This is a genomic window from Paenibacillus kribbensis (assembly GCF_002240415.1).
Lineage (GTDB): Bacteria > Bacillota > Bacilli > Paenibacillales > Paenibacillaceae > Paenibacillus > Paenibacillus kribbensis.
Genome location: NZ_CP020028.1, coordinates 4378023 through 4404626 on the forward strand (window position 1 = coordinate 4378023; position 26604 = coordinate 4404626).

At 47.8% G+C, this 26604-nt stretch carries 21 protein-coding genes; 5 read left to right on the forward strand and 16 right to left on the reverse strand.

What is annotated here, in order from left to right; translation table 11 throughout:
• Positions 1-249 precede the first annotated feature (249 nt).
• The 5 genes from B4V02_RS19555 to B4V02_RS19575 all read right to left on the reverse strand — a co-directional run bounded on the left by B4V02_RS19555 (position 250) and on the right by B4V02_RS19575 (position 9566).
• Positions 250-1626: a glycoside hydrolase family 32 protein gene (locus B4V02_RS19555; RefSeq protein ID WP_094156038.1), complete on the reverse strand. Its 1377-nt coding sequence runs from the start codon at positions 1624-1626 to the stop codon at positions 250-252.
• Positions 1619-3877 carry a beta-glucosidase BglX gene (bglX, locus tag B4V02_RS19560; protein WP_094156039.1) on the reverse strand — a complete coding sequence of 753 codons (2259 nt, stop codon included), beginning with the start codon at positions 3875-3877 and terminating at the stop codon, positions 1619-1621. Before bglX ends, B4V02_RS19555 begins: the two co-directional genes overlap by 8 nt.
• Positions 3878-3895: 18 nt before the next feature.
• A complete protein-coding gene (locus B4V02_RS19565) occupies positions 3896-5302 on the reverse strand; it encodes a sucrose-specific PTS transporter subunit IIBC (RefSeq protein WP_094156040.1) in 1407 nt (468 codons plus the stop codon).
• 289 nt (positions 5303-5591) lie between these two features.
• Positions 5592-7361 (reverse strand): acid phosphatase, encoded by a 1770-nt coding sequence (locus B4V02_RS19570; RefSeq protein WP_094156041.1) that lies wholly within the window; start codon positions 7359-7361, stop codon positions 5592-5594.
• 198 nt (positions 7362-7559) lie between these two features.
• Positions 7560-9566, reverse strand: coding sequence for a stalk domain-containing protein (locus B4V02_RS19575; RefSeq protein ID WP_094156042.1), 2007 nt, complete (start codon positions 9564-9566; stop codon positions 7560-7562).
• A 224-nt stretch (positions 9567-9790) separates the two neighbouring features.
• Here B4V02_RS19575 and B4V02_RS19580 point away from each other — a divergent pair, with 224 nt between their 5' ends.
• Positions 9791-11059 carry an MFS transporter gene (locus B4V02_RS19580; RefSeq protein WP_094156043.1) on the forward strand — a complete coding sequence of 423 codons (1269 nt, stop codon included), beginning with the start codon at positions 9791-9793 and terminating at the stop codon, positions 11057-11059.
• Here B4V02_RS19580 and B4V02_RS19585 read toward each other — a convergent pair whose 3' ends face one another.
• Positions 11060-11926, reverse strand: a complete 867-nt coding sequence (locus B4V02_RS19585; protein WP_094156044.1) for an EcsC family protein — start codon at positions 11924-11926, stop codon at positions 11060-11062.
• Between the two features lie 158 nt (positions 11927-12084).
• Here B4V02_RS19585 and B4V02_RS19590 point away from each other — a divergent pair, with 158 nt between their 5' ends.
• Complete coding sequence (locus B4V02_RS19590; RefSeq protein WP_094156045.1) at positions 12085-12603, forward strand: GNAT family N-acetyltransferase; 519 nt, start codon at positions 12085-12087, stop codon at positions 12601-12603.
• 52 nt (positions 12604-12655) lie between these two features.
• On the opposite strand, the gene B4V02_RS19595 is transcribed toward B4V02_RS19590, so the two are convergent.
• Positions 12656-13084, reverse strand: coding sequence for an Lrp/AsnC family transcriptional regulator (locus tag B4V02_RS19595; RefSeq protein WP_007429132.1), 429 nt, complete (start codon positions 13082-13084; stop codon positions 12656-12658).
• Between the two features lie 160 nt (positions 13085-13244).
• Here B4V02_RS19595 and B4V02_RS19600 point away from each other — a divergent pair, with 160 nt between their 5' ends.
• Entirely contained in the window at positions 13245-13997 is a 753-nt protein-coding gene (locus tag B4V02_RS19600; RefSeq protein ID WP_094156046.1) for an MBL fold metallo-hydrolase, read from the forward strand.
• A gap of 124 nt (positions 13998-14121) precedes the next feature.
• Positions 14122-15021 (forward strand): SDR family oxidoreductase, encoded by a 900-nt coding sequence (locus tag B4V02_RS19605; RefSeq protein ID WP_094156047.1) that lies wholly within the window; start codon positions 14122-14124, stop codon positions 15019-15021.
• Positions 15022-15107: 86 nt separating this feature from the next.
• On the opposite strand, the gene mmsB is transcribed toward B4V02_RS19605, so the two are convergent.
• The 5 genes from mmsB to B4V02_RS19630 form a co-directional block, all read right to left on the reverse strand.
• Entirely contained in the window at positions 15108-16271 is a 1164-nt protein-coding gene (mmsB, locus tag B4V02_RS19610; protein ID WP_094156048.1) for a multiple monosaccharide ABC transporter permease, read from the reverse strand.
• On the reverse strand, positions 16255-17805 hold the full coding sequence (gene mmsA, locus B4V02_RS19615; RefSeq protein WP_094156049.1) for a multiple monosaccharide ABC transporter ATP-binding protein: 1551 nt from the start codon (positions 17803-17805) through the stop codon (positions 16255-16257). Before mmsA ends, mmsB begins: the two co-directional genes overlap by 17 nt.
• 34 nt (positions 17806-17839) lie before the next feature.
• A complete protein-coding gene (gene chvE / locus B4V02_RS19620) occupies positions 17840-18925 on the reverse strand; it encodes a multiple monosaccharide ABC transporter substrate-binding protein (RefSeq protein WP_094156050.1) in 1086 nt (361 codons plus the stop codon).
• Positions 18926-19189: 264 nt separating this feature from the next.
• The gene (locus B4V02_RS19625; protein WP_094156051.1) at positions 19190-19522 is read right to left on the reverse strand and encodes a nucleoside triphosphate pyrophosphohydrolase; all 333 of its coding nucleotides are present in this window, start codon (positions 19520-19522) and stop codon (positions 19190-19192) included.
• A 107-nt stretch (positions 19523-19629) separates the two neighbouring features.
• On the reverse strand, positions 19630-20133 hold the full coding sequence (locus B4V02_RS19630; RefSeq protein WP_007429124.1) for a hypothetical protein: 504 nt from the start codon (positions 20131-20133) through the stop codon (positions 19630-19632).
• Between the two features lie 325 nt (positions 20134-20458).
• Here B4V02_RS19630 and B4V02_RS19635 point away from each other — a divergent pair, with 325 nt between their 5' ends.
• Positions 20459-20806 (forward strand): helix-turn-helix domain-containing protein, encoded by a 348-nt coding sequence (locus B4V02_RS19635; RefSeq protein WP_094156052.1) that lies wholly within the window; start codon positions 20459-20461, stop codon positions 20804-20806.
• A 64-nt stretch (positions 20807-20870) separates the two neighbouring features.
• Here the strand turns inward: B4V02_RS19635 and hcp are convergent, their stop codons facing one another.
• The 4 genes from hcp to B4V02_RS19655 form a co-directional block, all read right to left on the reverse strand.
• Positions 20871-22163 (reverse strand): hydroxylamine reductase, encoded by a 1293-nt coding sequence (hcp, locus tag B4V02_RS19640; RefSeq protein WP_094156053.1) that lies wholly within the window; start codon positions 22161-22163, stop codon positions 20871-20873.
• 95 nt (positions 22164-22258) lie between these two features.
• The gene (locus B4V02_RS19645) at positions 22259-23539 is read right to left on the reverse strand and encodes a response regulator (protein WP_244188366.1); all 1281 of its coding nucleotides are present in this window, start codon (positions 23537-23539) and stop codon (positions 22259-22261) included.
• Positions 23502-25568, reverse strand: a complete 2067-nt coding sequence (locus tag B4V02_RS19650) for a cache domain-containing sensor histidine kinase (RefSeq protein WP_208618689.1) — start codon at positions 25566-25568, stop codon at positions 23502-23504. Before B4V02_RS19650 ends, B4V02_RS19645 begins: the two co-directional genes overlap by 38 nt.
• A complete protein-coding gene (locus B4V02_RS19655; RefSeq protein ID WP_094156054.1) occupies positions 25549-26556 on the reverse strand; it encodes a substrate-binding domain-containing protein in 1008 nt (335 codons plus the stop codon). The genes B4V02_RS19650 and B4V02_RS19655 overlap by 20 nt, the downstream gene beginning before the upstream one ends.
• Between the last annotated feature and the right edge of the window lie 48 nt (positions 26557-26604).

Sequence of the window (26604 nt, forward strand, 5' to 3'; positions counted from 1 at the left end):
ATTAAGCCACATACTCTAATACTCATACTATACCGATAGTAAAATGCCCAGACAAGCTGAAACCTATTCAGCAACCAAGACAAAAAAGGCCGTTCTTCTCGCAAATGGAGTAATGAACAGCCTTTCCTTGCCTGCTTGCAGCACTTGCAGGTGAACGATTTGAATATATTTTTACCGATTTATATCAAATTCAAACAGGAGCTTCCCCTTTTTAACCTTGGCCCTGGTCTTTACACCTGAACTCCGCTCTTATGCTTTACATTCATGCAGCTGATATATCTTAATTTCTCCTTCATTGTCTCCTGCTTCAAGCAGCACGCTGCGTTGTTCCGTATCCTCCAGGAAATAACGCAGAGAAAACACTTCCTCGCCTTCATTCACAAAGATCTCCAGACTTGAGCTTTCAATGAATATTTGCATTCCTGCGAGTCTATTCGTTAATGTTGCTTTTCTGTACTCCTTCTGGTTCGTCAACCAGTTTGTTCTCCATACGGTTAGACTGTTTTCTTCCGAATTATAGTCAATTTGAACAGCGTTTCTTATTATCATTTTGAAGTTTTGTGTAAGCATCGAAAAATGAACAATGAATTCCACTTGCAAAGAAGGCAGCAGCCACCCACCACTTCGAATGTTCCCCTTATAATGCGCGCCATCCAGTCTTAACAATTGTAATTCCGGCAATGGTTTCTGGTACAACACACCGTTAATCAGCACTATTTCTCTAGGGAGAGTCAATGCATGAATCCAGCCTTCCTGAATGGTCGGAACAGCCCTTTCTGTTTCTTCATTCATGGCGCTCATCCATCCGAACATAATGATTCTGTCATTCACCCTAAACGATTGTGGCGCATAAAAATCAAATCCTCGATCAAGCTCTTTAAAATCGGATAGGTTTCCACTGAATTTCCCTGTCTCCAATAATTTCCCAACAATATATCCCGATTGATTAGGATTTTTATAATATTCGCCTACCTCCGGTAAACCCTGAGGAGAGAAAACAAAAATATCATTTTCCGCAAAATTCAGTACATCCGGACATTCCCACATATATCCGAACTTATTGTCATGCTCAAAAAATGAGCCTTGGCATTCCCAATTGGACAAATCTGTGGATTTGTAGATAAGCGTATCTCCAGTCATATCTTCTCTTTGGCCTCCAACGATCAGCCACCAATCCCCGTTATGGTCTCTCCATACTTTCGGGTCCCGGACATGCCTGGTATAACCTTTGGGATGTTCAAACAAAGGGCCGATTTTTTGAAAATGCTCGCCATCCTCCGAAACGGCTGCGCATTGATAGCTTTCTTTTACTCCATCATCCCTGACTACATTTCCTGTGTAAAACAGATACAGCTGTTCATTATGAACTATGGCCCCGCCGGAATAAATGCCATCCTTGTCATACCATTCCGAAGGCTCCAGCGCGACACTTTTTCTTTGCCAATGCACCAGATCACTGGAAACAACATGGCCCCAGCATTTATGTTTATGTTCGGTTCCTTTTGGATTCCACTGATAGAACACATGGTATTGATGATTGAAAAAGGCAAGTCCATTAGGATCATTTAATAGCCCGTAAGGAGGAGTAATATGATATTTAAGATTATAACTGTCACTTTTATTCATGTTTATCCTCCGGTAAAAATATAAAACTAAAGCTCAGCAAAATTTCCTGTGAGCTTGAACCGATATAAACCTCAAATTCGCCGGGCTCACTCTTGTACTCCATTCCACGTCCATGAAATTTAAGCATGTCTTCATCAATAGAAAATTCTACAATTTTAGTCTCGCCACTTTGTAAAAAAACCTTTTTAAAATCTTTTAACTCTTTAACTGGCCTTGCAACACTTGCAAATTTATCGCGAATATATAATTGGATCGTTTCTTTCCCATCATAGGTTCCAGTGTTGGACACAGATATACGGATATCCACTGACTCATTTGTTTTCATTTTTTTTGGGCTGACTGCTAACAGACTGTATTCAAATGAGGTAAAGGATTTGCCATAACCAAACGGATACAACGGTTCATTCACTTCATCTATATATCGGGACGCAAAACGATAAGAACCATTTTCCTTTAGATTCGGTCTTCCTGTATTCAACTCATTGTAGTACACCGGAATTTGACCGACGCTGCGTGGAAAGGTCATCGCTAGTTTCCCCGACGGATTTACTTCTCCATACAATACATTGGCCAGCGCTTCTCCACCCATCGTTCCCGGATACCAGGCCTGAACAATGGCGTCAACTTTTTCAGCAACATCGGTAAGGATCAAAGGTCTTCCACTATATACGATCAGAACGATCTTTTTGCCCAATAAGCTTAATTCATGGAGCAGTTTCAATTGCGGCTCAGGAAGCGTCAGGTTCGTTCGCGATCCTCCTTCTCCGCTCTGATATATACTTTCTCCCAAGGCGAGGACAATAACATCCGCCTCGTTAGCATTCTGAATCGCTTGTTGCAGCAGGACTTCCTCATCGATTGTTTCAGCAGCCAGCTTGTCCGCATATTTGCCAAGGTTTTCCCTCGCATGAACGGGCATCATGTATGCCCCTCTGCAAACTGTGAGATGAGCGGAATCAACATGCTTTAACAGCCCTGTTTTCAAATTAACGGTATCCGTCTCCTCCCCCTTAATCGCCCACATGCCCAGGGTCGAGTTTTCTTCTGCATAGGGACCCATTAAAGCTACCTTCGTATCCTTTGACAACGGCAATAAAACATTTTCATTTTTCAGCAGAACAACGGATTCTTCTGCCAAGGACAGCGCCGCTTTTTTATGCTCATCTGACAAAATGCTGCTTGTTGAAAGCTTAACGATTTCCTGTAATCCGCGGAACGGGTCCTCAAACAGCCCCAAATCATTTTTCAGCTTTAAGACACGGTATACAGCTTCATTCAGAAGCTCCAGCATATGGTCGTTACCAGATATTACATTCTTCAATTGATTAGCGTATATTGCGGTCTTCATATCCACATCCACACCCGCCAACAGTGCCAGCCTTGCGGCGGAAGCCTCATCTTCGGCATAACCATGCATGATTAACTCTTCTATAGCAGCGTAATCCGAGATCAACACACCGTCAAAATTCATTTCTTGTCTTAGCACATCTCGGTTAAGCCATTCGTTTCCAGTCGCCGGGATACCATTCAAGGTATTAAAAGCCGTCATGACGAGCTTTGCACCCGCTTCTATTGCAGCTTGATACCCGGGTAAATAATACTCTCGCAATGCATGCTCCGACATATCCACGGCATTGTATTCACGTCCGGCGACAGGCGCTCCATAAGCGGCAAAATGCTTAACGCAAGCGGCAATTTTATTGGCTGGCACGGCTGTACTCTCCAAATTCCTTCCCTGGATTCCCAGAACCACGCTTTGCGCATATTTCTTCGCCAGCAATGTATCCTCTCCAGGGGATTCCATTACCCGACCCCAGCGGGGATCTCTAACGATATCTACCATAGGGGAAAAGGTCACGTGAACACCTTCCTCGTAGCATTCCCGAGCAGCAACCGACGCCGCATGTTCTATCCCCTCATAGTTCCAACTGCAAGCTTGTGCAATTGGAATCGGGAAGATGGTTCGATACCCGTAGATAATATCTGCCATAAACAGCAGTGGAATTTTATGAACCGATTTTTCCAAATAATCTGTTTGCAACCGAATAATTTTTTCCGGATTGGTAATGTTCAATATAGATCCGGTGTTATAAACATTGTAACTGGAGCTTAACCCTAATTTTTTGAGAGGACCCGTCACAACCGTATCCATATCGCCTTCAAAAAAATCACCGGTCAGTTGGATGAGCTGGCCAATCTTCTCTTCTATTGAAAGGCTATTCAATTTATCAAGCAGTGTTTTGTTGTCCATGATTCTCTCCACCAAATTTTATTTGTTCTCTATTTTTTCTTTAAACCCAAAGATCCACGTCAATGCAAATGCTACACCAAAACCGATTAAACAAACTAAAATATACAGAAAAATCTGATTATTCAGATACAATAACAATCCAGGGATGGCTGTAATCGACATGCCCGTTGCTTGAACATTAAAGATACGTGCGAAAAATCCGCCGACCGCTCCCCCAATCAAGCCCATCATGAATGGCTTGCCATAGCGAATATTCACCCCAAAAATGGCCGGTTCTGTAATGCCCAACAATGCAGACAAGGCAGAAGGGTAGGCAATAGATTTGGTTTTTAATCTTCTCGATTTTAGGCCGACGGCCAACGCCGCACCCGCTTGTGCACAAATCGACGCCGAGCTGATCGGGTTGACCATATTCCAGCCGCTATCCACCAGCATCTGTATTTCTATCAGGTTCAAAGCATGGTGCAGTCCGGTAACGACAATAATCTGGTTAATACCACCATAAATAAACCCGCCAATGCCAAAAGGCAATTTCAAAATAGCTGTAACTGCCGCTAATATTAAAACTTCCACTTCATGGAAGATGGGACCAATCACGAACAAGCCCAGTACCAGTGTGAGCAACAATGTCAGAAACGGTGTTAGAATCAAGTCTAGTGCTTCGGGAACGGATTTTCTGATTCTCTTCTCTAGCATCGCTCCAACGATCCCTATAATGAATGCCGGGAGAACCGAGCCCTGATAGCCTGCAATTTTAATGAATCCCAAAAATACAAGGGGTTCCTTGACATGTTGAGCGACATCCCAGGATGTAGGCAAAGAAGGACTTACCAGCATTAATCCGAGCAATATCCCCAAGATAGGCGACCCGCCGAACACCCTGAACGCTGACCAGCACACCAGCACGGGTAAAAAGGCAAATGCGGTATCGGTCAGTATTTGCGTAAATAATATAAAATTCGCAGAAATCTGATCCGGTGTAAGCCCAAATAGCTGAAGCAATGCAGGCTGAGTTACCAAGCCCCTAACTCCCATGAACAATCCTGTAGCTACCAATGCAGGTATAATGGGAACGAATACATCCCCGAAAACCCGGATCATTCTTTTGAAAAAGTTGTCATCTTGCGTTGAAGCCTTCTCTTTCAGCTCTGCCTTGGATGTAGCAGATACGTTCTGGCCGACCATCGCTTCGTATACTTTATTTACGGTACCGGTTCCAAAAATAATTTGATATTGCCCGGATGTAAAGAATACCCCCTTGGCCTTATCAATATTCTCAATAAATTCATCATCAATAATGTCTCTGTCTTTTACAATTAGTCTCAGCCGTGTGGCACAATGTGCCATAGAAATAATATTGTCTTCTCCGCCAAGCCCTTTAATTACATCCTGGGCTATTTTAACGTATTCTTTTTCAAGACTCATCAGTCTCTTCCTTTCCTCTGTTCCTCTTAGTTAGTCTGAACATTTAAAACTTTGACCAATATGCTTCTTAAGAATATCATGACTGCGCTTTCAAACAGCGCGATTATTTTACTACATTAAGGTCAAATTTTGACCTTTTTATACCCTTGGCTATAAATATCGGCTCAAATACTGGTCACATCACGTTCCTATCATTAAACAGCAAAATGCACCTCCAGAATGGGCACTGGATAACCTCATGGTTGATCCGGTGTATTCCAAAGGTGCATTTTTTAATCGTTCCGTTTGGTTATTTTGTAACTTTTAACTGAATGCTGTCCGCTTTATAGATAACCTTTACTTTATAATTGCTTGGCAACCCTGACGTTTCAACGGAAGAAAATGCTCCATTCCGTTTACCATAGGTCAAGATCGTGGCACCGTTAGCCGGTACATACTTCTTGGAGAAATTCAGACGCAATTTTCCACCAAGTACGGCTGTTCCCTTCGTTTTGAGCGCGGCATTTTTACTGTCCAGATGAAGTTCAAGTGTTCCCTTGGCAGTTTGCTTGTAATTACCGCCAATAACGAGCTTGCCGGAAGTATTGGTGCGAAGAGTGCCTCCATTATTCGTAACATCCCCACTTCCGAAGGCCGACTCCGAGTTCCCCTCCAGAATGCCTTGCTCAAGCTGTGTACCGCCGGAATACGTATTGTTGCCCATTAGCTTTAGCGTACCTGTTCCCTTTTTAGTCAGCTTGCCAACGCCGGAGATATTGTTGCGCCAGCGGTCCAATGCATTGAAGCCGCCTTTGGAGGAGTCCATGGTCACAGTAACATGATTGGCAAAGGCTCCATAACCGTCCGCGGCGGAAAACAGGTTGAGTCGTCCCCATCCTTCGGCATCGTCAAGCACGGGATAACCGGATGGAAGAGCTGTAGTGGCCAGTACCCAACGGCGTTGTGTGCTATCAAGGTAAGGCAGACGTGTTTCCAGCAGCACCTCGGCTCCCTTAGGCACCGTCATTGGTGTAGTCGTCGGATTAATCTGACTAAATCCGTAGGTCAATCGTTGGGTATAGTCTTTTTTATTGGTAGCGTAATTGCTGAACCGATCGGGCGCTGTACCCTTTTGCGTCAGCAATGTACTATGAGCATCCTGATAAGCTGCTTTCTTCAAGCTGCTATTGGCCGGATCAGACAGGATGGCAGCCGCCGTCGCCGTTGCCATGACGCGACCTCCCATCACATCAAATGGTGAATGCATACCAGCCACAATACGATTGTTGCCCAGCTCCGAAGCTCGCGTCAGCAGCTCCTGGTAACGCTCTGGTACAGCGTAGGCCATAGCAATGGCGCTGAGATACGCCGCGTTGGTATGACCACTAGGAAAACCGCCATCCTTGCTCGGGTCCGGATTTTGAGCTGGCAGCAGAGTCGGAACTACGACTGAATTATCGCTCCAGCGAAACGGACGAGGGTAGCTAAAGTAAGCCTTGGCCGAGCTCGTCGAAGAGTAATCACCACGCAGGGTATTGACCAATTTCACGATATTGCCAAGACTGGAGCTTGTACTCCCTGCATTGGTTCCTTCATCTTCATATTTTTTAGTCAGGGCATCTGCCGGAACGTCGTTGATTGTTGTAGTTGCCCCTGCATTCTTTCGATATACATCGGTAAGCGAACCCAGACCGTCAATCACACTGTAGCTCTGATTTCTGCGATCATCCAAATAAGCCGCATCGGCCTCACTGAAAGTGCGGCGGGCAGCTATATCAATCACTTTTTGAATATTGGCATCCAGCACGCTGCTATTTAGCTTGGTGCCCGTATCCCAAGTCGCCCCGGGAGTCCAAAGCTTGGTAAATCCAGAGAGCAATCTGAGGGTCGGATTAGAGCTTTCTGTCTTATTGGCAGAGGTATTATTTTTATAGTGGTCTACAAAATATCCTCCGGACGGCTCGGATGGAGTTACCGTTGTTGGTAGAGTTGCTGCACTCGCATAGCTTCCTCCCAGAGAACCTAAAAGTAATGGTACAGATAATAAAGCAGCAGATAATGGCTTTCTTAGCAATTTCATTGTGTAATCATATCCTCTCTTATGCTCTTCATACTTGCTTTGTGTTCATCCACACAACAGGTGTACGGCATAAAAATCATATCTTGCATTTGTTAAATAAAGAGCATGGTTTTGTTAAAATAAAAAAGGCATCTCATAAGCCCTTTATGCGGCTCTTGAGACACCCTCGTTCAAGCTATTATGGAAACGTCATTAACCTTACAGCCATACCTCTATAACTTTGCCATTTACGAAACCCACCGCTTTAAAATAAAGACTGCGGTTGCCGTATACCCAGGCTTCGACTTGGGTTCCGTTTGAAGCAGTTCCCTTTTCTCTGACTGTTGGGTTTCCCCATGCGAACTGCACTTGCGTCGTATTCATGCCCAAGCTGACTTCATTATTTTTAATCTTGTTCCAAATGGCTTGCGACCATTGATATTTCTTGTAGGGATCGTAAGTCAGGAATTGATCGGAATCGGACAGCATTTGCGGGATGCGTGAAGCTCCAACCATGGAAAACGTGTTATAAGTTACGCCACTGGCACCCTGAAAAATAACCTCATACGATTTAACGCCATTCGGGTCCGTACTGACCTCGATATCTTTGACGGTTACTTTGCCAAAGCGCTCTCCTGCGTTATAGAAGTTATTGACCCAATAGGTTTTGCCAATGAGTTTGGACAGACTGCCCAGATCAATGGCTTTGATAATTTTTGCCGTTTCCGGCGTCTCGATCACAAGTTTGGTTGCCCCCACAGATAATTCCCCCTGCTGCCGATCACGATTCCATTTGAAGCCACCCAGCTTCAGATCGCTTAGCAATGTTCCCGGGAACACCACCTGTCCATTGACTGTTTGTATCTTGCCTTTCAGCGCAACAGGTTTGCCATTTACCAGCGCAGAAGAACTCCCTTTTTGGAGTACAATATTATTTTTCCCCAGCTTGATCGTAAAGGTCTGATTGGCCACAGTAACCGATCCGCCCAGCGTCTTGAACACAGACTGCACAGGCAAATACACACTGCCGTTCAGCACAGCCGCCCCGGTCAATGTTTGATCAGACGCTACTTTCAGGGTAAAAAATGATGGTATACCTTCGGTCCGCAGAGATACGGCGGTGCTGCCAATGCCCCGTACTTTGAGTTTGCCTGAGCCATCCTGCTGCAGCTCGGCAACCTGAGGCTTCTCTACTTCAATTTCACTGGCCTCGGGATGCCGTGTGAGTCGATACCCATTGGAATACGTCTCCTGCACATTCAATTGAATACTGTCACCGATCGCAGCCTCTTTGGAGGTCGTCAACAGGGCCATCCCTGTTAATGCAGGTAATCTCAATAGAGTCGTGATGCCATCCTTATAGCCGACCCATGAACCATCCTTTAATTGAGCAAAAAGCTCGTCAGGCGCATCAACCAGCCGCACAACATCAGACAATCCGCTAAGCTGCACCGCAGGATACTTTTTCAGCCGATCATAGCTCCACACCGTCCCGTCCTGATGTACGGTTATCAAGACATGTGTGCCTTTTTTCCATAATATCGAGGCAATATCACTTCCCACTTCACGCGGCGGTTCATTCGTCAGCATATCCAGCATCGTGACATGACCGTCTTCCTTTAGCACCGCAGCATACGCTGTACTCATTTTGATATCGAGCGCATGGTCTACATGTCCTATCTTGCGCGGCTTGGATCCTGTGTAACCTGTGGAATACCATACATCACCGGATCGAGTCAGAACGGTAAAGTAGGTACTTATCTTATCGCCGTCGATGGCATCAGATATTCCCTCGATCTTTGTTCTTCCCCAAGAGACCGTCCCATCGTTTTTAATAGCCAAGCCCTCTCCGGTAATCTCTTTAACTCCTGAGGACTGAGACGCTACTGTTGCATGATCGGAAATATTATCCCAATTAGCTACCCTTCCGTCCTGAGTCCATCCGTAGTAACCTAGACTTTCGTTTTTGCTACCCGTAATTCCCTTCAAATTCAATTTTTCAATAACAGGGCCATCTATACTTTTTCTCCATAAAGAACCGTCATCCAGTAGGTAGTTATCCCGGTCGACAACATCCATGATTTTGGCGGTTTTCCAAGAATTGTTTGTGATTACATCCGTCGCTGTCTCTGCCGCTACCGCTTTTGATACGTTGTTTAATGTAGTGCCTGCTATCGCTCCACAGACCATCGCTGCGGCCAGTACAATTATCCCTGTTTTTCTCATGCTAGCTCCCCTTTTCTTTTCCTATTCCATTTATATCGGTTTCAAAATGATTAATATTTGGATTTCTATGAGACAAAATCCGAACTAAATCAAGCAATAACGAGTATGCAGCCGTATGGGTTAGCAGCACCGAGCAAAGACAGGCTTTACTCCACTTTCAGCCATTTGCTGCAAACGGATCGCTTCCTATATCTTAAAACATACATACATAACCGGAGGTTGCCATGACTACTAAATCTGCAGCAAAAAAAGAAACGGGCCAATCGCTCCCGCTTCAGGAGCCGCAAGCGAAAGGCACCGTTTTTGCGATTCTGATTGCGATCAGCTTCGTCCATCTATTCAATGACTCGATTCAATCGGTCATTCCTGCGATCTTTCCGATCTTGAAGGAATCCATGAACCTGAACTATACGCAGATCGGCTGGATTTCATTCGCCATTAATTTTACAGCTTCCATCATGCAGCCGGTGATTGGCTTGTTTTCGGACAAGAGACCTACGCCTGCAATCCTGCCCATCGGTATGGGCTTTACACTGACAGGTATGCTGCTCCTTGCCTATGCCCCGGATTACAAAGCGGTGCTGCTCGCGGTTATCTTCGTCGGTCTGGGCTCAGCCGCCTTTCACCCGGAAGGCTCGCGGGTATCCCATATGGCGGCTGGATCACGCCGCGGGCTAGCCCAATCCATTTTCCAGGTTGGCGGCAATGCAGGCCAGTCACTGGCACCGATGCTTACGAGCTGGATTTTTATCCCGTTAGGACAATTTGGCGCCATCTGGTTCACAGGTATTGCGGCAGCCGGGATTGTGGTTCAATCGTTCATCGCCCGCTGGTATGGCAACGTTCTGCGTACAGAAGGCTTCGCACGTAAAAAAGCGGTGGCACGCCGTATAAAGCCCGAAGTACGCAACCGCATTATGTTTGCCATGATTGTCCTCATTCTACTGGTATTTGTCCGTTCGTGGTATTCGACCTCGGTCGGAAGCTACTATGCGTTTTACCTGATGGAAGTGTTTAAAATGCCACTGGCTGATGCACAGCTGTATATTTTCCTGTTCCTCGGAGCTGGTGCGCTAGGCACCTTCTTTGGTGGACCGCTGGCAGACCGTTTTGGCAAACGGAACATGATTTTCCTGTCCATGGTACTGGCTGCGCCTCTTGCACTATTGCTGCCTTATGCCAACCAATTCTGGACAGCGATCCTGCTGCCAATTATTGGATTTATCATGTTGTCAAGCTTCTCCATTACCGTTGTATACGCGCAGATGCTCGTGCCCGGCAAAATCGGAACGGTGTCCGGTCTGATCACGGGCCTTGCTTTTGGCCTTGGCGGAGTGGGAGCGCTGGTGCTCGGCAACTGGATCGACAAATTAGGCATCACGAACATCATGTTCCTGTGTGGCTTTTTGCCGCTGCTCGGCATCTTGACCTTCCTGCTGCCTACAGATAAAACCCTGAACCGCTGGGCCGAGGAAAATGGAGCCGAAGTGTAATCAATTTTTGGCTTCAGCCAGACGTATCAGAATACGACGCTTTTTGTACAGCATTTTACCTGCTTCCGCTACGTCGCGAATCGCGCTTCGATTGGCGATGGAGCCAAACAGAATACCCGCAATCGGGACCATCTGAAGCAGCTTTTTCCAGCCAAACTGGTCGCGGTACGTATTTACGACTTCTCTCCATCCCTGCATCTGGGAAAAGACCTGTGCCTGACGCGAAGGATCATCAAACAGGGCCAGTTCCTCCAGCACAGCCTTTTTTCCCACGATGTCGGATGAAGCGAATTGCATACATTTAATGATAAATATGCGTTCCTGCTTATCATCGGGATTGAAGCCATAGCATAGCGCCATTTCCTGAAGTACCTTGAGCGACAAGCCGAGCAAAATAGGAATATCCGCCGCAATGGTAAATACACCGCCAATTCCCGTTGTCACTCCCTGAGCGGTGGCAAAGGTAACACGACCTGATATTATTTCGTCAGCGGTCTGATCCATGATCGTGAGCGGTAGCTCGGCCGACTGCTTTAGCCCCCATGCCGATTCAGGGCCGTGGTCCGAATCAGTACCATTTTGCCGAGTGATATGTTCACGAGCTGTCTGTTTCAGCTTGTTTAGCACGGTTTCTTCTTTCACCAAATATTTGCCGCCGTTTTGAATGAAGCTTCCCAACTCGTTAAGCAGTTGCTCCAGCTTGTCTTTAATGATTTTAGGCGTCAGCCGATCCAGCAGCATAAAAGGCCATCTGCCGATTTTTTCCCAGAAAAAAACGTCCTTTTGCTCTTTCTCCCACGCCTCAATAGTATTCAGCTCATGACGCAATAGGTCCTGACTTTCACGGTATGGTACAACCTGCTTCATAGAAGTACACGTCTCCTTTTAGCCATGCTTGTTTATGTATGGGTATTACGTAAGTGAGGTGCGTTCGGGTTTCTCTTTTTGTACATTTTTTAGTTCAGCTTGTATAGCCCATGAGATGTTATAGTATGTTAAAAATATGTACAGATTGGAGTGTAAGCATGAATAAACCCACATACACCTCACAGGCTGCTTCTACCACTGGCGTAGAGCTTGTCCCTTATCATTGTAAGCATGATGCCATTTTACATACGTTTTATTTGCCTGAGGATCAGCGGCAGTTTACCGGAATGCCGGATGAAATGCTGGCACTGGCCAAGCAAGATCCGCACCGCCATCCTGTCGTCATTACGGCTGCCGGAAGACCGGTGGGATTTTTCATTCTATACGATGGAGATGAGCTAGCGGGCTATACGAATGCTTCCGAGGCTCTATTACTACGTGCTTTCTCAATTCATTATGCAGATCAAGGACAAGGGTACGCCAAGCATGGGCTGCTTCAATTGCCCCAATATATCTCCAAACACTTCCCAAATGTTCGCGAAGTCGTACTGGGTGTCAATGCCCACAACCTGCCTGCTCAAAAACTCTACCTCACATGTGGCTTTCAAGATGAGGGCAACACCAGGATGGGCTCACACGGATTGCAGCATATTTTAAAAATGAGCCTGTATCGCTAACCTCTATGCGTCCTCTCCAAACAAAAAGCTCCCCTAGCAACGGGAGCTTGTATCATTTGATTTCTCCTAACGAAAAGCTTAGTTTGTAATTGCCGTATTGCGTCAGTTCATCCAGCATGGCATTAAGCTCTGACTGTGACGACATGCGCAAGCGCATCCAGTAACAACCCTCACCACTGACCCGATGAATCTCAACAATAGAGGGATGCTTCCGTGCGAAAGCCAGGAAAGTACTATGAACGGTTCCCGAATTCAAAAATACCGTAATAAAAGCATGAATCGTCTGCCCCATTTTTTCAGGGTTCCAGCGTATAGTATAGCCTTCGATGATGCCTGCATCCTCCATTTTCCGAACACGCGCTCCTACCGCTTGACCCGTAAGATGAACGAGCAGACCAATCTCCTTGTGGGATAAAGAGCTGTCCTCAATCAGATGATGAAGAATACGCAGGTCAATCTCATCGGGCACAAATAGTTCCATAGCCATTTTCCTTTCATCATGAAACGAGATTTCTTGTTTTCCTTTCAGCAGACCATAGCCTGCATCTTTGGCGTCAGATATGATTGTAACAGAAACAACGAACTGCCGAACATATCCGGCTAAAAAATTCTATCGACTATACCAAAGGAGCTATCAATATATGAAAATCACACTGATCCGCAATGCAACCCTATGGCTGGAATATGGTGGAGTAAAATTTCTGATCGACCCGATGCTGAGCGAGCCTGGCGTAAATCCGCCTATTCCGAATACGGCGAATGATCGTCGCAATCCGCTGGTTCCCTTGCCTCCACAATGGGAAACGCTCGGACAGCCTGACGTTGTGATCGTTACGCATTTGCACCCGGATCATTGGGACCCGGCGGCAGTACAATGGCTGGACAAGCAAATTCCCGTCTTCTGTCAGCCCGGTAATGAAGAGCAAATTGCTGCTGACGGTTTTACACAGGTGAATCCGATTTGGATGGTTGGATCTATGGGAGAAATCGAGATCATCCGCACAACTGGACATCATGGTACCGGAGAAATCGGGGAGCAGATGGGACCCGTATCAGGCTTTGTGTTTCAAGCTCCTGATGAGCCTGTCGTCTATTTGGCCGGGGATACCATCTGGTGCAGTGAAGTTGCGAAAACACTGGACGAATACCGTCCTGACTGGACCATTGTGAACGCTGGAGGAGCGCGTTTTACAGTGGGTGATCCCATCATTATGACTGCCCAGGATGTGACAACGGTAGCGCAGCACGCCCCTTATACACAAGTCGTGGCTATCCACATGGAAGCCATCAACCATTGTCTGCTAACTCGCTCCGAGCTTGCGGAACATATCAACCGTGAAGGTTTGGGGAAGCGTGTCCATATTCCGGCGGATGGAGCGACGATTTCGGGATAATTTGTGATTTGAACGCGACTCGCAGTTGACGGAAGCTGTCCGCTTACAGGAAACCGTCGCGAGTCACCGTTTGCGCCCATTTCGAATATATTGGATTTCAAAACGCCTAAAGAAGGAGATTACAATGAATTGGCAGTATCCTAATTACGGTACAGAAACCCAATGTAAAGAAGTTCCGATTGCTTTTCCTCCCCAGCATCAATACAGACAACCGGGATTGGAATATCTGATGGTTCCACGCCCTATTTTTGATAATCCAAAGTATATCGGCACCGGAAAGCTTCAGGATCGGGTAGCGATTATTAGCGGCGGTGATAGCGGTATTGGTCGTGCGGTTGCTGTGGCTTTTGCCAAAGAAGGGGCCGACCTGGTTATTGCCTATCTTGATGAACATCGGGATGCGATGGAAACCCGCGATGTGATTCACAAGCTTGGCAGACGTTGTTTGTTAATTCCAGGCGATCTGAGGTACAAAAGCAATTGCTGTCTGGTTGTCCAAAAAACGATGGAAACCTTCGGACGTATCGATATCCTCATTAACAACATGGGGGTTCAGTTTATACGAGAATCGTATCTGGATATCAGCGAACAGCAGCTTCGTGACACGTTTGACACGAATATCATTTCCTTCTTTCATATGACCACAGAGGCACTGCCGTATATGCGAGCAGGAGCCAGCATTGTTAATACGGCTTCGGTTACAGCGTATGTCGGGCAAAAGAATTTGATCGACTATGCATCCACCAAAGGTGCGATTGTGAGTTTTACCCGCGCTCTGGCTAATAATCTGGTCGATCAGGGCATTCGCGTGAACGCCATTGCTCCCGGTCCGATCTGGACTCCGCTGAATGCCGCCACCCAGTCGCCTAAAGCTATTCGAACCTTCGGCACCAATACACCGATGAAGCGTGCCGGGCAGCCTTATGAGCTGGCCCCGGCCTATGTGCTGCTGGCTTCGGATGACGGGTCCTTTATTACAGGCCAAACGCTGCATGTCAATGGCGGACAAATGGTGACAACTTAAATACGTATGATCGTGGTCACCAAGGTCAAACAAACAAGGAACCTCCAGCATCCACATTTTAAGTGGGACTGGAGGTTCCTTGTATTCTAAGCCGATCTTTTGTTTTTGTTGTAAATATCGAAGGCAACCGCCAGCAACAGTACCAGACCTTTGATCCCTTGCTGCCAGTCAATGCCCAAGCCGATCAGAGACATGCCGTTATTCAGTACGCCCATCACCAGACCACCGATAATCGCTCCAAAAACGGTCCCGATCCCACCGGATGCCGAGGCACCGCCGATGAAGCAAGCTGCGATGGCATCCAGCTCAAAGTTCGTACCTGCTCTCGGCGTAGCCGCATTCAGACGTGCAGCGAAGATCAGACCGGAAATGGCGGCCAGCACGCCCATGTTTACGAATACCCAGAACGTTACTTTTTTCGTTTTGACACCGGACAGACCCGCCGCCTTTTCATTTCCACCCAGTGCGTACACATGGCGACCCATAACCGAGCGATTCATCACAAAGGAGTAAACGACAATCAGAATGAACAGCAGTACGAGAATGTTCGGAATTCCCGCATAGCTTGCAAGCATAAAGGTGAACAGATTAATGACAGCAGCCACCACAATCAGCTTGAGTACAAATAAAGCCTGTGACGGAACCTCAAAACCGTATTTAAGCTGGGAACGGCGCTCGCGAAGCTCATTGACGATATACCACACCGTGAGCGCGATGCCGACAATGATGGATACCAGGTTATAACCGGAGGATGCAAAATCCGGCAGGAACCCTGAACTGATTTTTTGGAAGCCCCCCGGAAAAGGAGAGATGGATTGGCCTTCCAGCACAATCATCGTCAATCCGCGGAAGAGCAGCATTCCCGCCAATGTCACGATAAACGCCGGAATCCGCACGTAGGCGACCCAGAATCCTTGCCATGCGCCAATCAGCGCCCCAACCACCAAAGCTGCAATCACGGCGATCCACGCCGGAAGCTGCCAATCGACCATCATAATGGCGGCAACTGCGCCGACAAAAGCAGCAATCGAGCCGACCGACAAATCAATATGTCCTGTGATGATGACCAGCACCATCCCGATAGCGAGTACGAGAATGTAGCTGTTTTGCAAAATCAGATTCGTAATATTAATCGGCTTCAACAGCAGCCCGCCTGTCAGCAGCTCGAACAGGATCATAATAACGACCAGTGCAATCATCATGCCATACTGGCGGATGTTATTTTTAAATAATTTAGTTATGGTTTCCATGCTTCACGCCTCCTGACTTGGTCATATATCTCATCAACGTTTCCTGCGACGCGTCCTCACGGCTAACCTCTCCGGTGATTCGCCCTGCATTCATGACGTAAATCCGGTCACACAAGCCTAGTACCTCTGGCAGCTCGGATGAAATGACCAGCACGCCCTTGCCTTCAGCAGCAAGTCGGTGAATAATCGTGTAAATTTCATACTTGGCACCTACGTCAATGCCACGTGTCGGCTCATCGAGGATCAGAATATCCGGACCGGCAAAAATCCATTTGCTCAGTACCACCTTCTGCTGATTGCCGCCGCTCAGATTGCCCGTTTTCTGTAAAATGCTCGGCGCTTTGATGTTCATGCTTTTTTTCATATCCTCGGCAACGACAACTTCCTCCTGCTCATTGACGACAACACCCTTGGTCAGCTTGTTCAGGCCCGTCAGTGAAATATTGCGCTTGATATCATCCATCAGAATCAGGCCATATTCCTTGCGGTCCTCCGTCACATAAGCAAATCCGTTGTTAATCGCGTCCGTGACCGTGTTATTCTGGATCGACTTGCCGTCCTTGATCAGTTGGCCCGAGATATTGCGTCCGTACGACTTGCCGAAAATACTCATCGCCAGCTCGGTCCGTCCCGCCCCCATCAGTCCGGCAATCCCGACAATCTCACCACGCCGGATATTCAGATTCACCTGATCCAGCACCTTGCGTTCCGCATGATGCTCGTGATAGACCGTCCAATCCTTCACTTCCAAAATGACTTTGCCGATCTCTGCATGGCGCTCTGGATAACGGCTAGTCAGATCGCGTCCAACCATCCCGCTAATAATCCGGTCCTCGGTGACCTCATCCTTCTTCATATCCAGCGTCTCAATCGTCTTCCCGTCCCGTAAAATCGTGATGGAATCTGATACCTTCGCAACCTCATTCAGCTTGTGGGAGATCAGAATACAGGAAATACCCTGTTTCTTAAATTCCAGCATCAGATTAAGCAGATTTTCGCTATCATCCTCATTCAGCGCCGCCGTGGGTTCATCGAGGATGAGCAGCTTTACCTTTTTGGAAAGCGCTTTCGCAATTTCGACCAACTGCTGCTTCCCGACCCCGATATTCGTAACGAGTGTATTGGGATTTTCGCTTAAACCGACCTTGGCCAGCAGCTCGCGTGTACCCACAAAAGTCTCTTTCCAATCAATCACGCCGCCGCTGGCGCGTTCGTTGCCCAGATAAATATTTTCTGCAATCGATAGATATGGAATCAGCGCCAACTCCTGATGGATAATGACAATGCCCAATTCCTCGCTCTGCTTGATATCCTTGAACTCACACGTTTTGCCCTGGAAAATAATATCCCCTTCGTAGGTTCCATGCGGATATACACCGCTCAGTACCTTCATCAGCGTCGATTTGCCCGCACCGTTCTCACCGCACAGAGAATGAATTTCGCCTTCCTTGATCTTGAGATTTACATTTTCCAATGCCTTCACGCCGGGAAAGGTTTTGGTAATTCCCTTCATTTCCAATATGATTCCAGTCATGGGATACGCTCCTTTCGCTTTAGATAGCCTGCTCTTATTTCAGTCCAATTTGCTCTTTGGTGTAATAATGGCTGCCGACAATATCCTTTTCGACATTCGTGCGATCTACCGAGATGGGATCAAGCAAATAAGCAGGAACCACTTTGATCCCGTTGTTGTATGATTTAGTGTCATTCACTTGCGCTTGCTTGCCCTGTAAAATGCTGTTGGCCATCGCAACCGTCTGCTCAGCCAGCTTGCGGGTATCCTTGAATATGGTTTGCGTCTGCTCTCCGGCCACAATCGACTTGATCGAAGCGAGCTCCGCATCCTGCCCCGTAATGATCGGCAGCGGCTTGTTCGCTGATCCGTAGCCAACCCCTTTGAGAGATGAAATAATACCAATGCTGATTCCGTCATAAGGAGATAACACCGCGTCCAGATTGGCCCCCGAATAGTAGGCACTCAGCAGATTATCCATCCGCGACTGGGCCAAGGCTCCATCCCATCGCAGCGTAGCGATCTGTGCCATCGTCATTTGCTTGCTGCGTACGACCAGTTTGCCTGAATCAATGTACGGCTTGAGGACCGACATCGCGCCGTTAAAGAAGAAATAGGCGTTATTGTCATCCGGCGATCCACCGAACAGCTCGATATTGAATGGGCCTTTGCCTTCCTTGAGTCCCAGCTTCTGCTCAATATACGCCGCCTGTAGCACACCTACTTTAAAGTTGTCGAAGGTTGCATAATACGTCAGATACGGCGTGTTCCGAATCAGACGGTCATAGGAAATCACCTGAATCCCCCGGTCATGCGCCTTCTGGATGACGTCCGTCAGCGTGTTTCCGTCCACCGAAGCGATTACCATGACATTTACACCCTTGGTGATCATATTTTCGATTTGGGAAATTTGGTTTTCCACCACGTCCTCGGCGTACTGCAAATCCGTTTTATAGCCTTGCTCCTGAAACATCCGGACCATATTCTCCCCGTCTCCTACCCAACGCTCGGACGATTTGGTCGGCATGGAAATACCCACATAGCCTTTTTCCTTGCTGCCCGTTCCACTCTCCGCCAAATTACAGGCCGAAAGCATTAAGGCTAAAACCAGAAGCCATATTGCGACAGCTCCTTTTTTCATGTGAAGCTCCCCTTTCCTCATGTGATGCGGGTCATTTTGAAGGTAAGTGCTGATTAGAATAGAAGTTAGATAGCGCTTACAATAGAGCGACGATGAACGCCTCTCCTTTTCTTATGTGCAACCACATGGTATCATTCCAGGCCAGGAAAGGTCTTTGCAGGTTTTGAACTTTTTTTATAAAATTTTAACCTTTGTGTGGAGAATGAAAAAAAGACTTTACCCTTTTAACAATGGCAAAGTCCTAACAACACAGTTATTAACACGCTATATTTCAGCCTCATCGACATCGATCAAGAACACCCGCTCCCGAAAGCCGCCTCGTGCCTCGGCTTTGTCTGCCCGCAGCTTGTCCAGTTCTGCCGCATTCGCTCCATGTACTTCTGCCAGCGCCCGGATAACTTCCAGCATATCCGCCAGTTCTTCCAGCGCATCCTGATCTTTTGCCGTTTCAAAATATTCCTCTGCTTCTTCAAGAAGCTTCATTCTAAGCGCCTGCTTATATTCCTCTGGCTCCAAAATGCGTAAGCTGCTTTCCTTGCCCTGAGCTGTAATCATGTGCGGAATCTTATCCCTCACCAGCTTATTGTATGTAGGCATCTGTATTAACACCCTTTCTGCTGTGGAGCTTTTAAGCCGTGGCCGATATCTCCCTTCTCGCCATTATATCACTGGAGGAAATAGGAGCAGCAATAATCAACAACGATTTAATTAAGTGGTTTTTCTTTAAAAATAGATAGATACTGCTCGGTTGGATGAGCTACCATTCTTCGTGATAGACGCTTTAAAATATGGTCTGTTTTATTAAGCAGCATGTCTACTTCCTCCGGCTTCATCGTCTCCCTGGACGCTTCATCCTCTCCGGAAACAAGATAATGCACGGTGCCCATAAACAGTACCATATCTAAACACGGCTCAGCATCCGTGCGAATCAATCTGAGCAGATCATTCATGGATAAGCTAATGGATAAAGGAATGATTTGATTTCGATGAACATACATGGCCTTTCCCATAGAAAACATCGCTCGATCACAAAGAACGAGGCAGTTATAAAACTGCATATGGTTGCGCATGAGCTGGGCAAGCTTCATCTGATATTGGGCAAGCTTTTGAAAATCCAACACGCAATTCAGTACGTTGGATTCGTTGTAGGTGTGGAATGTGTCATCTGAATCACTTTGTAGGCGTAGGCATAAGGAGTCATTTTTCATGGGGAGTCAACTCCTGAATTAAATATTCATAAACCATATGAGTACGTAGTACAATTCGAAACCATAAAAATGTATAATTTTCTAGCTATCGGTAAATCCTTATAATAAATATTACTACATAGTAGTTTTTAAATCAATTTACTTACTACAAGTCATTAATTACATGTAACACTTTCTCTACACTTCTAACTAGAGGGTTTTGCAAAAATCCAATACTTCCAATAAACAATATCTAAGATCGAAGTAGTCTAATTCGTCAATATATTGCGCTTTGGAACGACTGGAATCGAATTTTGTAAAGTCCTTACTAAAGAGAGGTGTAACCATGTCTGAACTTCTGGAATTAGTCGGTACACGTATTCGCGATATTCGGAAATCCCAGGGGCTTTCTCAGGAAGCTTTAGCCGAAAAAGCAGGATTCAATTCGAGTTATATCGGTTTTATCGAGCGTGCGGAGAGAAATATATCCTTGAAAAATTTGGAGAAAATAGCTAAGGCATTGAACGTGAGCGTTAATCAATTACTTACATATGTGAAGGAAAATGATGAGCTTACCGAAGAAGATTTGAATATCAAAAATATTTTGTCCCTGCTGAGAACGCGCGAAGCCAAGGATACGGAAATGGCCTTAAAAGTTCTTACAGACATATTTATAAGATTCGATGAACGATGAATCATAAAACAGTAAATCGTAACAAAAAAGGAACTACGTTTTGCAGTTCCTTTTCTCAATCTCCTTACGACAACGACAGCATTGCCTTCATATCTTCTTCTGCTGTTGTAATCAGCTTCAAGCCAAACATCTCCACCAGCACATCCAATACACCAGATGAGATAAATTCAGGTGGTTTAGGTCCGATGCGGATGTCCTGAATGCCAAGGCTGAACAAGCCGAGCAGAATCGCTACTGCCTTTTGCTCAAACCAGGACAACACGATGCTGATCGGCAACTCGTTCACTGTGCAGCCAAAAGCATCGGCCAATGCCAAAGCAATTTTCACCGTGGAACCGGAATTGTTGCATTGTCCCAAATCGATATAACGCGGAATACCAGTATCTCCAACGGTGCCATAATCTACATCATTGAAGCGGAATTTACCGCAGGACGTGGTCAGAATGACCGTATCGTTCGGCAAGGATGTGGCCAGCTCGCGATAATAATTGCCGCCTTTACCCGGTGCATCACAGCCTGCAATGACGAAGAAATGGCGGATATGTCCGTCTTTAACTGCCTGAATAATCTCGGGTGCCAGCCCGATCACCGTCTCATGATGGTATCCTGTCGTAAGCACTTGTTCAGACTCTACATCTGCGGCTGGCAGAGCCAACGCGCGCTCAATCAGTGGAGAGAAATCGTCGTTCACAATTTTGGCAACACCCTCCAGCCCGGCTACTTCATAAGAGAAGAAGCGGTCTGCATACGTGCCTTTAATCGGCATGACACAGTTCGTCGTGGCAAGGATCGCGCCAGGGAACTCCTCGAACAGTCTGCGCTGATCGTACCAGGCCTTGCCGATATTGCCTTTGAGATGTGTATATTTCTTCAACGCCGGATAACCGTGTGCTGGCAGCATTTCCGAGTGGGTATAGATATTGATGCCCTTGCCTTCGGTCTGCCGCAGCAATTCCTCCAGCGCATACAAATTATGTCCGGTCACGACGATACATTGACCTTCGATCTTATTTTGGCTGACTGTAATCGGTTGCGGAATGCCAAAACGATCCGTATGCGCACGATCCAGCACATCCATGATCCGTACGGCTGCATTTCCGACCTTCATTGCCATCTCCAAATGCTCTTGTACATTAAAGTTAGAATTGGTTAAGGTCATATATAACGCTTCGTGCGTGATACGATCCACCTCAGGATCGGTATAGCCCAACTGTCTGGCATGGGTCGCATAAGCGGCAATGCCTTTTAAGGCAAAAATCATCGTATCCTGCAAGCTCGCTACCGTTTCATTCTTGCCGCATACCCCGACTACCTTACAGCCGCCACTCGGCGTCTGTTCACACTGATAACAAAACATATTGTTGTCCTCCAAATATGATAGATATTTGTTTGTTATCCTCAGCGTAACAGACCCGCAAATCCACAGGTGTGATTACACACACATTTTTCTTGTCATTCCTGATCCGACACGCTGACTCCATTTCCACCGCCCTTGCGGTACTGAACCGGGGAAACTCCCATGGTCTTTTTAAAAGCGGTGCTGAAATAGTGCTGGCTATCGTATCCGGTACGCTCTGCTATATCGTAGATGGACAACGTGGTGGAGTCCAGCAATTGTACCGCTTTACGGATTCGGGCACGCGTGACGAGGGTCACGAAGCTATCGTTAAGCTCTTTTTTGAGCACACGGCTGAGATACACAGCCGATACCTGCAGACGCGAAGCAAGGGTCTCCAGTGTCAGCTCCCGATCGGCATAGCCTTCCTGAATGAGCTGACGCGCCCGGCGCACGAGTGGAGATAGCTGCGATTCGCCGTACACACGGTCACGGCATACCCGGAACGCCTCAATCGCACCTTCCATCCCTCCGGCGTTGTGCTCTACATGTGTATGAACCGCTATATTCAGATAGCGCCCAATCGCCTGCTCGATGGAAGCGCCGATCGTCTCAGGCGCCTCTTGCCACAGGCATATGCCGATCAGCCCGTTCGCATCGCGAAACAGGACATGGGGGCGGTCCTCCAGCAGCTCGGCAATGATATTTTCAGCGGCATAAAGAAACAACTGGCGGTCATTTTCGCGCATAATCGCCTGTCGTGTCTCTACTGCTGGCCACCGCACCACGCCGATCTGAACAGGCGGCTGGGATGGAAGACGTAAAAACGCCAGCTGCTCCATGACATTTTCCCCCGTATGCTGCCCTTCCAGCAATTCCAGGCAAAAGCGCTGGCGCAGCAGCGGAATATTGCGCTGTATCTGCTCGGCAGCCTGCTCTACATAGGCGGTACGCTTGCGCTCTTCACCCAGCCGCTGACTGAGCCGCGACAGCGCAGCGTGAAGCTGCTCCGCATCTACCGGCTTCAAAATATAGTCCTCTACGCCAAGTCGCACAGCCTCCTGTGCATAAGCGAATTCATCATGCCCGGAAATGATCAGGCAGCGACATTCGGGACGTTCTTCACGCAATCGCCGGATCAGCTCAATCCCGTCCATGATCGGCATATTCATATCGACCAGCAAAATGTCGATGCCAAGCCGAACCGCCAGCTCCAGCGCTTCTTCACCGTCCTCCGCCTCATCTGCAACCTCCATGCCGAGAGCCGTCCAGTCTACGCAATCCCGAATCCCCTCCCGGATGATCGGCTCATCGTCTGCGATCAGTACCCGATAACGTTCTTCATAACGTTTTTCCGTGTTACGTTGTTCCGTCCCTGTAGTCATTGATTTTGCCATCCTGTTCTTCTCCTTTTTCGTGAGGCTTTCTCAGTTGTCCCATATCCCGCAGCAACGGATGAATGATCGTAACGCAGGTCCCTGTCCCTTCTTCACTCTCCAGTACAATTCCATATTCCTCGCCAAAAGATAACTGGATACGTGCCTGTACATTCAGCATGCCGTAGCTTCTGTCGTTCATATTGGCTCTGCTTTGCTTCTGCTGCTGCTCCATCGCCTCCAGCGGCATTTCCAGCAGATTCTGCAGCTCCCGCAGCCTGTCTGCCGTCATGCCTGCGCCATCGTCACGAACCGTCAGCAGCAGCTTGTCGCCGTCGGCCTTCGCCTCCACCCGAATCGTGCCGGGGCCGCGTCTGGCCTTGATGCCGTGATAAATGGCATTTTCCACCACAGGCTGAAGGATGAGCTTTAATACGAACAGCTCCTCCAACTCCTCGGATACGATCAATTCCCAGCGAAGTCTGTCCCGATACCGGGTTTGCTGGATTTGCATATAGCTTGAAATATGCTCCATCTCCGAGCGAAGCGGAATGAAGTCATCTCCCTTGCTCAGTCCGAGGCGGAACAATCTCGACAGCGCCCCAACCATGTCGGACACGTCGTCTGCCCCATTTTTTCGGGCCATCCAATGAATCGTATCCAGCGTATTGTATAGAAAATGCGGCTTAATATGCTCCTGAAGACTGCGCAGCTCGGCATCCCGTTTTTGCCGCTCCCGGAGTTCGCTAAGTGACATGAGACGGCGAATCTGTCCCAACATCCGGTTAAAGCTCCGACCCAGCAATCCGATCTCATCCCCGCGATCACTCCATGGGCGAACCGTAAGATCCCCCGTCTCTGCCGTTCGCATATAGGACATCAGCCGGAAAATTGGCTGTGCAATGGAACGCGACAAGCGCAAGGACGCCGTTAAGCCAAACAGACATACAATGAAAACAAAACAAGCAACATAGAATTGAATTTGCCGAACCTCCAGCGTCGATTCCCCTGCCGGGAATACCCCGACCGTTCTCCAGCCCGTAAATTCGGAAGCACGGAACATGAACAGCAGTTCCCGACCTCCGGCCTGACGGGTAAACATCCCGCTGTCGCCTGCCCCGAACCATTCCAGAGGAATACGCTCAATCAGCGGCATATCCGGCATATAGACGCTGCGTCCCTCAGCATCTGTCACCATTAAATATCCGGTTTTGCCCAAGGTCACGTCTCTGGCCGCCTGCGACACAGCCCGCCGCTTGAGATCAATCATAATCACGCCTAGCACGCGTCCCGTCTCCGAATCCGTGACCGAACGGACGACAGATACAATTTCACTGTCCTTATACCGGACATGAGTGGTCACATTACGGTGGATTGGCTGTCCCAGCACGGTGAAAATACCTGCATGCTGCGCCGCCTGCCGGTACCAGTCCTCTTCGGTCAGGCTGCGTGTGCTTTTCGCATACATTTCGTTGCTGATATAGTCACCGTTTTCGTTCACGATGAGAATCCCGGCAATTTCGGGATATAAGGTCGTAAAGCCCTGCAGAAATTGTTTCATACCATATAGCGTATCCTGTGCCTGTACAGAGCTTGCTGCCTGGTTGGGGAGGATTGCCGAGTTCTGTGCCTGCCCCCCCTGATTTTCCAGCGTTACTGGATTGGCATGACCTGCATGGCCCGCATGACCGTCGGCCAGCGTCCGACCTTGCCAAAACTTCCCGATGTCCGGATTAAAACCAATCAAATACGTCATGTTCTGCAAATTTTCCATTTTGGTATCCAGTGCCTCGTTCACCTTGCCAATCAACTGCATCGTATGGTCTTCCACCTGCCGCTCAATAATCCGTTCCACCGTCCAGTTGACCAGCAAGCCTAATCCGAGCGAAGGCACGATGCCAAACAACAGGAACAACAGCATGAGCTGATACCGTAAGGGCATATTGCGTAAACGCAAATGCTGCATCCTTTTCTCCGCCCCTGCATGGATGCGCTTCCATATTTTAGAGCTCCAGGTGTGTTGTCGATCATCATTTCGCATAATAATCATCTACATTCTTCCGTGTGACCACCGAAATTCCTGTATCCACCCGCACAGGCAGCGGAGCGTTATCACCGGAGGAGGAAGGTGCCGGAATCGTCAAATGATGGTGCAGATGGAACAGGTATTGAAGCGACCAATAGCCCATATTCCACGTTCCCTGCGCAATCGTTGCCGAGATCGTCCCACTACGAATCATATCCAATGTCGCTTTATTCGTATCAAAAGAAATGATTTTCAGCGGATGGCGGTTCTTTAGGCTCAGCACCGCTTCCCCTACCCCTGTAGCTCCCGTCGACTCGGTCACAAACATCCCGGCCAGCTTCGGATAAGCTTTCATCAGTCGCAGCGACTCATCCCGGGATACCATCGCATCTGAGCGACCATCTGCCACTTCTACCACCTTCATGGCAGGGTACTGACGCTGGATGGTATCGCGAAAGCCGCGCGTGCGTTCCTCATGATTTTGCTGACCAGGTACTGTCAAAACGGCGACTTCACCTTCCCGTCCCAGCAGCTCTGCCATTTTATCCGCAGCGGTCACGCCTGCCTTATAATTATCCGTTCCCAAAAAAGAATACGCCCGGCTCCCCGGTGCTCCTGCATCAAACAGTACTACAGGAATGCCCGCATCCAGTGCCTTGTTAATCGCCGGGATCAGGGAATGCGGATCTATCGCGGAAATCGCAATTCCTGCGGGTTTACGGGCAATCGCCTGCTCAATGACGGTCGTCTGCTCCTGTGCATCATAACGGGTAGCCCCTCGATACTCCACAGTTACTCCCAAGGCATCGGCAGCATCCTCAAAGCCCTTGAGACCGCTTTTCCAATACTCCAAACCAGACTGGAACGTAATCATCATATAGGTTTCTCCGATATTGCCTCGCAGCCCCTTTTCCTCCCAAGTGCCATTCAACGGTCCGGATTGTTCATACCTGAACACATAGAGCGCAAAGGCCGCAATCAGCAGCATGTATACCAGTAGCGTTTTTTTCATTTGCCCACCTCTTCTCGCGCGTATCCTTAAGCTGTGAATTTTCTGTGA

Bases quoted from the DNA above. Each gene is read 5' to 3' on its own strand.
- B4V02_RS19580 (WP_094156043.1), top strand. From the start codon at position 9,791: ATGACTACTAAATCTGCAGCAAAAAAAGAAACGGGCCAATCGCTCCCG.
- B4V02_RS19565 (WP_094156040.1), bottom strand. From the start codon at position 5,302: ATGAGTCTTGAAAAAGAATACGTTAAAATAGCCCAGGATGTAATTAAA.
- B4V02_RS19590 (WP_094156045.1), top strand. From the start codon at position 12,085: ATGAATAAACCCACATACACCTCACAGGCTGCTTCTACCACTGGCGTA.
- B4V02_RS19630 (WP_007429124.1), bottom strand. From the start codon at position 20,133: ATGAAAAATGACTCCTTATGCCTACGCCTACAAAGTGATTCAGATGAC.
- B4V02_RS19595 (WP_007429132.1), bottom strand. From the start codon at position 13,084: ATGGAACTATTTGTGCCCGATGAGATTGACCTGCGTATTCTTCATCAT.
- chvE (WP_094156050.1), bottom strand. From the start codon at position 18,925: ATGAAAAAAGGAGCTGTCGCAATATGGCTTCTGGTTTTAGCCTTAATG.
- B4V02_RS19645 (WP_244188366.1), bottom strand. From the start codon at position 23,539: ATGGCAAAATCAATGACTACAGGGACGGAACAACGTAACACGGAAAAA.
- bglX (WP_094156039.1), bottom strand. From the start codon at position 3,877: ATGGACAACAAAACACTGCTTGATAAATTGAATAGCCTTTCAATAGAA.
- mmsA (WP_094156049.1), bottom strand. From the start codon at position 17,805: ATGACTGGAATCATATTGGAAATGAAGGGAATTACCAAAACCTTTCCC.
- B4V02_RS19605 (WP_094156047.1), top strand. From the start codon at position 14,122: ATGAATTGGCAGTATCCTAATTACGGTACAGAAACCCAATGTAAAGAA.
- B4V02_RS19575 (WP_094156042.1), bottom strand. From the start codon at position 9,566: ATGAGAAAAACAGGGATAATTGTACTGGCCGCAGCGATGGTCTGTGGA.
- hcp (WP_094156053.1), bottom strand. From the start codon at position 22,163: ATGTTTTGTTATCAGTGTGAACAGACGCCGAGTGGCGGCTGTAAGGTA.
- B4V02_RS19600 (WP_094156046.1), top strand. From the start codon at position 13,245: ATGAAAATCACACTGATCCGCAATGCAACCCTATGGCTGGAATATGGT.
- mmsB (WP_094156048.1), bottom strand. From the start codon at position 16,271: ATGGAAACCATAACTAAATTATTTAAAAATAACATCCGCCAGTATGGC.
- B4V02_RS19655 (WP_094156054.1), bottom strand. From the start codon at position 26,556: ATGAAAAAAACGCTACTGGTATACATGCTGCTGATTGCGGCCTTTGCG.
- B4V02_RS19555 (WP_094156038.1), bottom strand. From the start codon at position 1,626: ATGAATAAAAGTGACAGTTATAATCTTAAATATCATATTACTCCTCCT.
- B4V02_RS19625 (WP_094156051.1), bottom strand. From the start codon at position 19,522: ATGCCTACATACAATAAGCTGGTGAGGGATAAGATTCCGCACATGATT.
- B4V02_RS19570 (WP_094156041.1), bottom strand. From the start codon at position 7,361: ATGAAATTGCTAAGAAAGCCATTATCTGCTGCTTTATTATCTGTACCA.
- B4V02_RS19585 (WP_094156044.1), bottom strand. From the start codon at position 11,926: ATGAAGCAGGTTGTACCATACCGTGAAAGTCAGGACCTATTGCGTCAT.
- B4V02_RS19635 (WP_094156052.1), top strand. From the start codon at position 20,459: ATGTCTGAACTTCTGGAATTAGTCGGTACACGTATTCGCGATATTCGG.
- B4V02_RS19650 (WP_208618689.1), bottom strand. From the start codon at position 25,568: ATGATTATTATGCGAAATGATGATCGACAACACACCTGGAGCTCTAAA.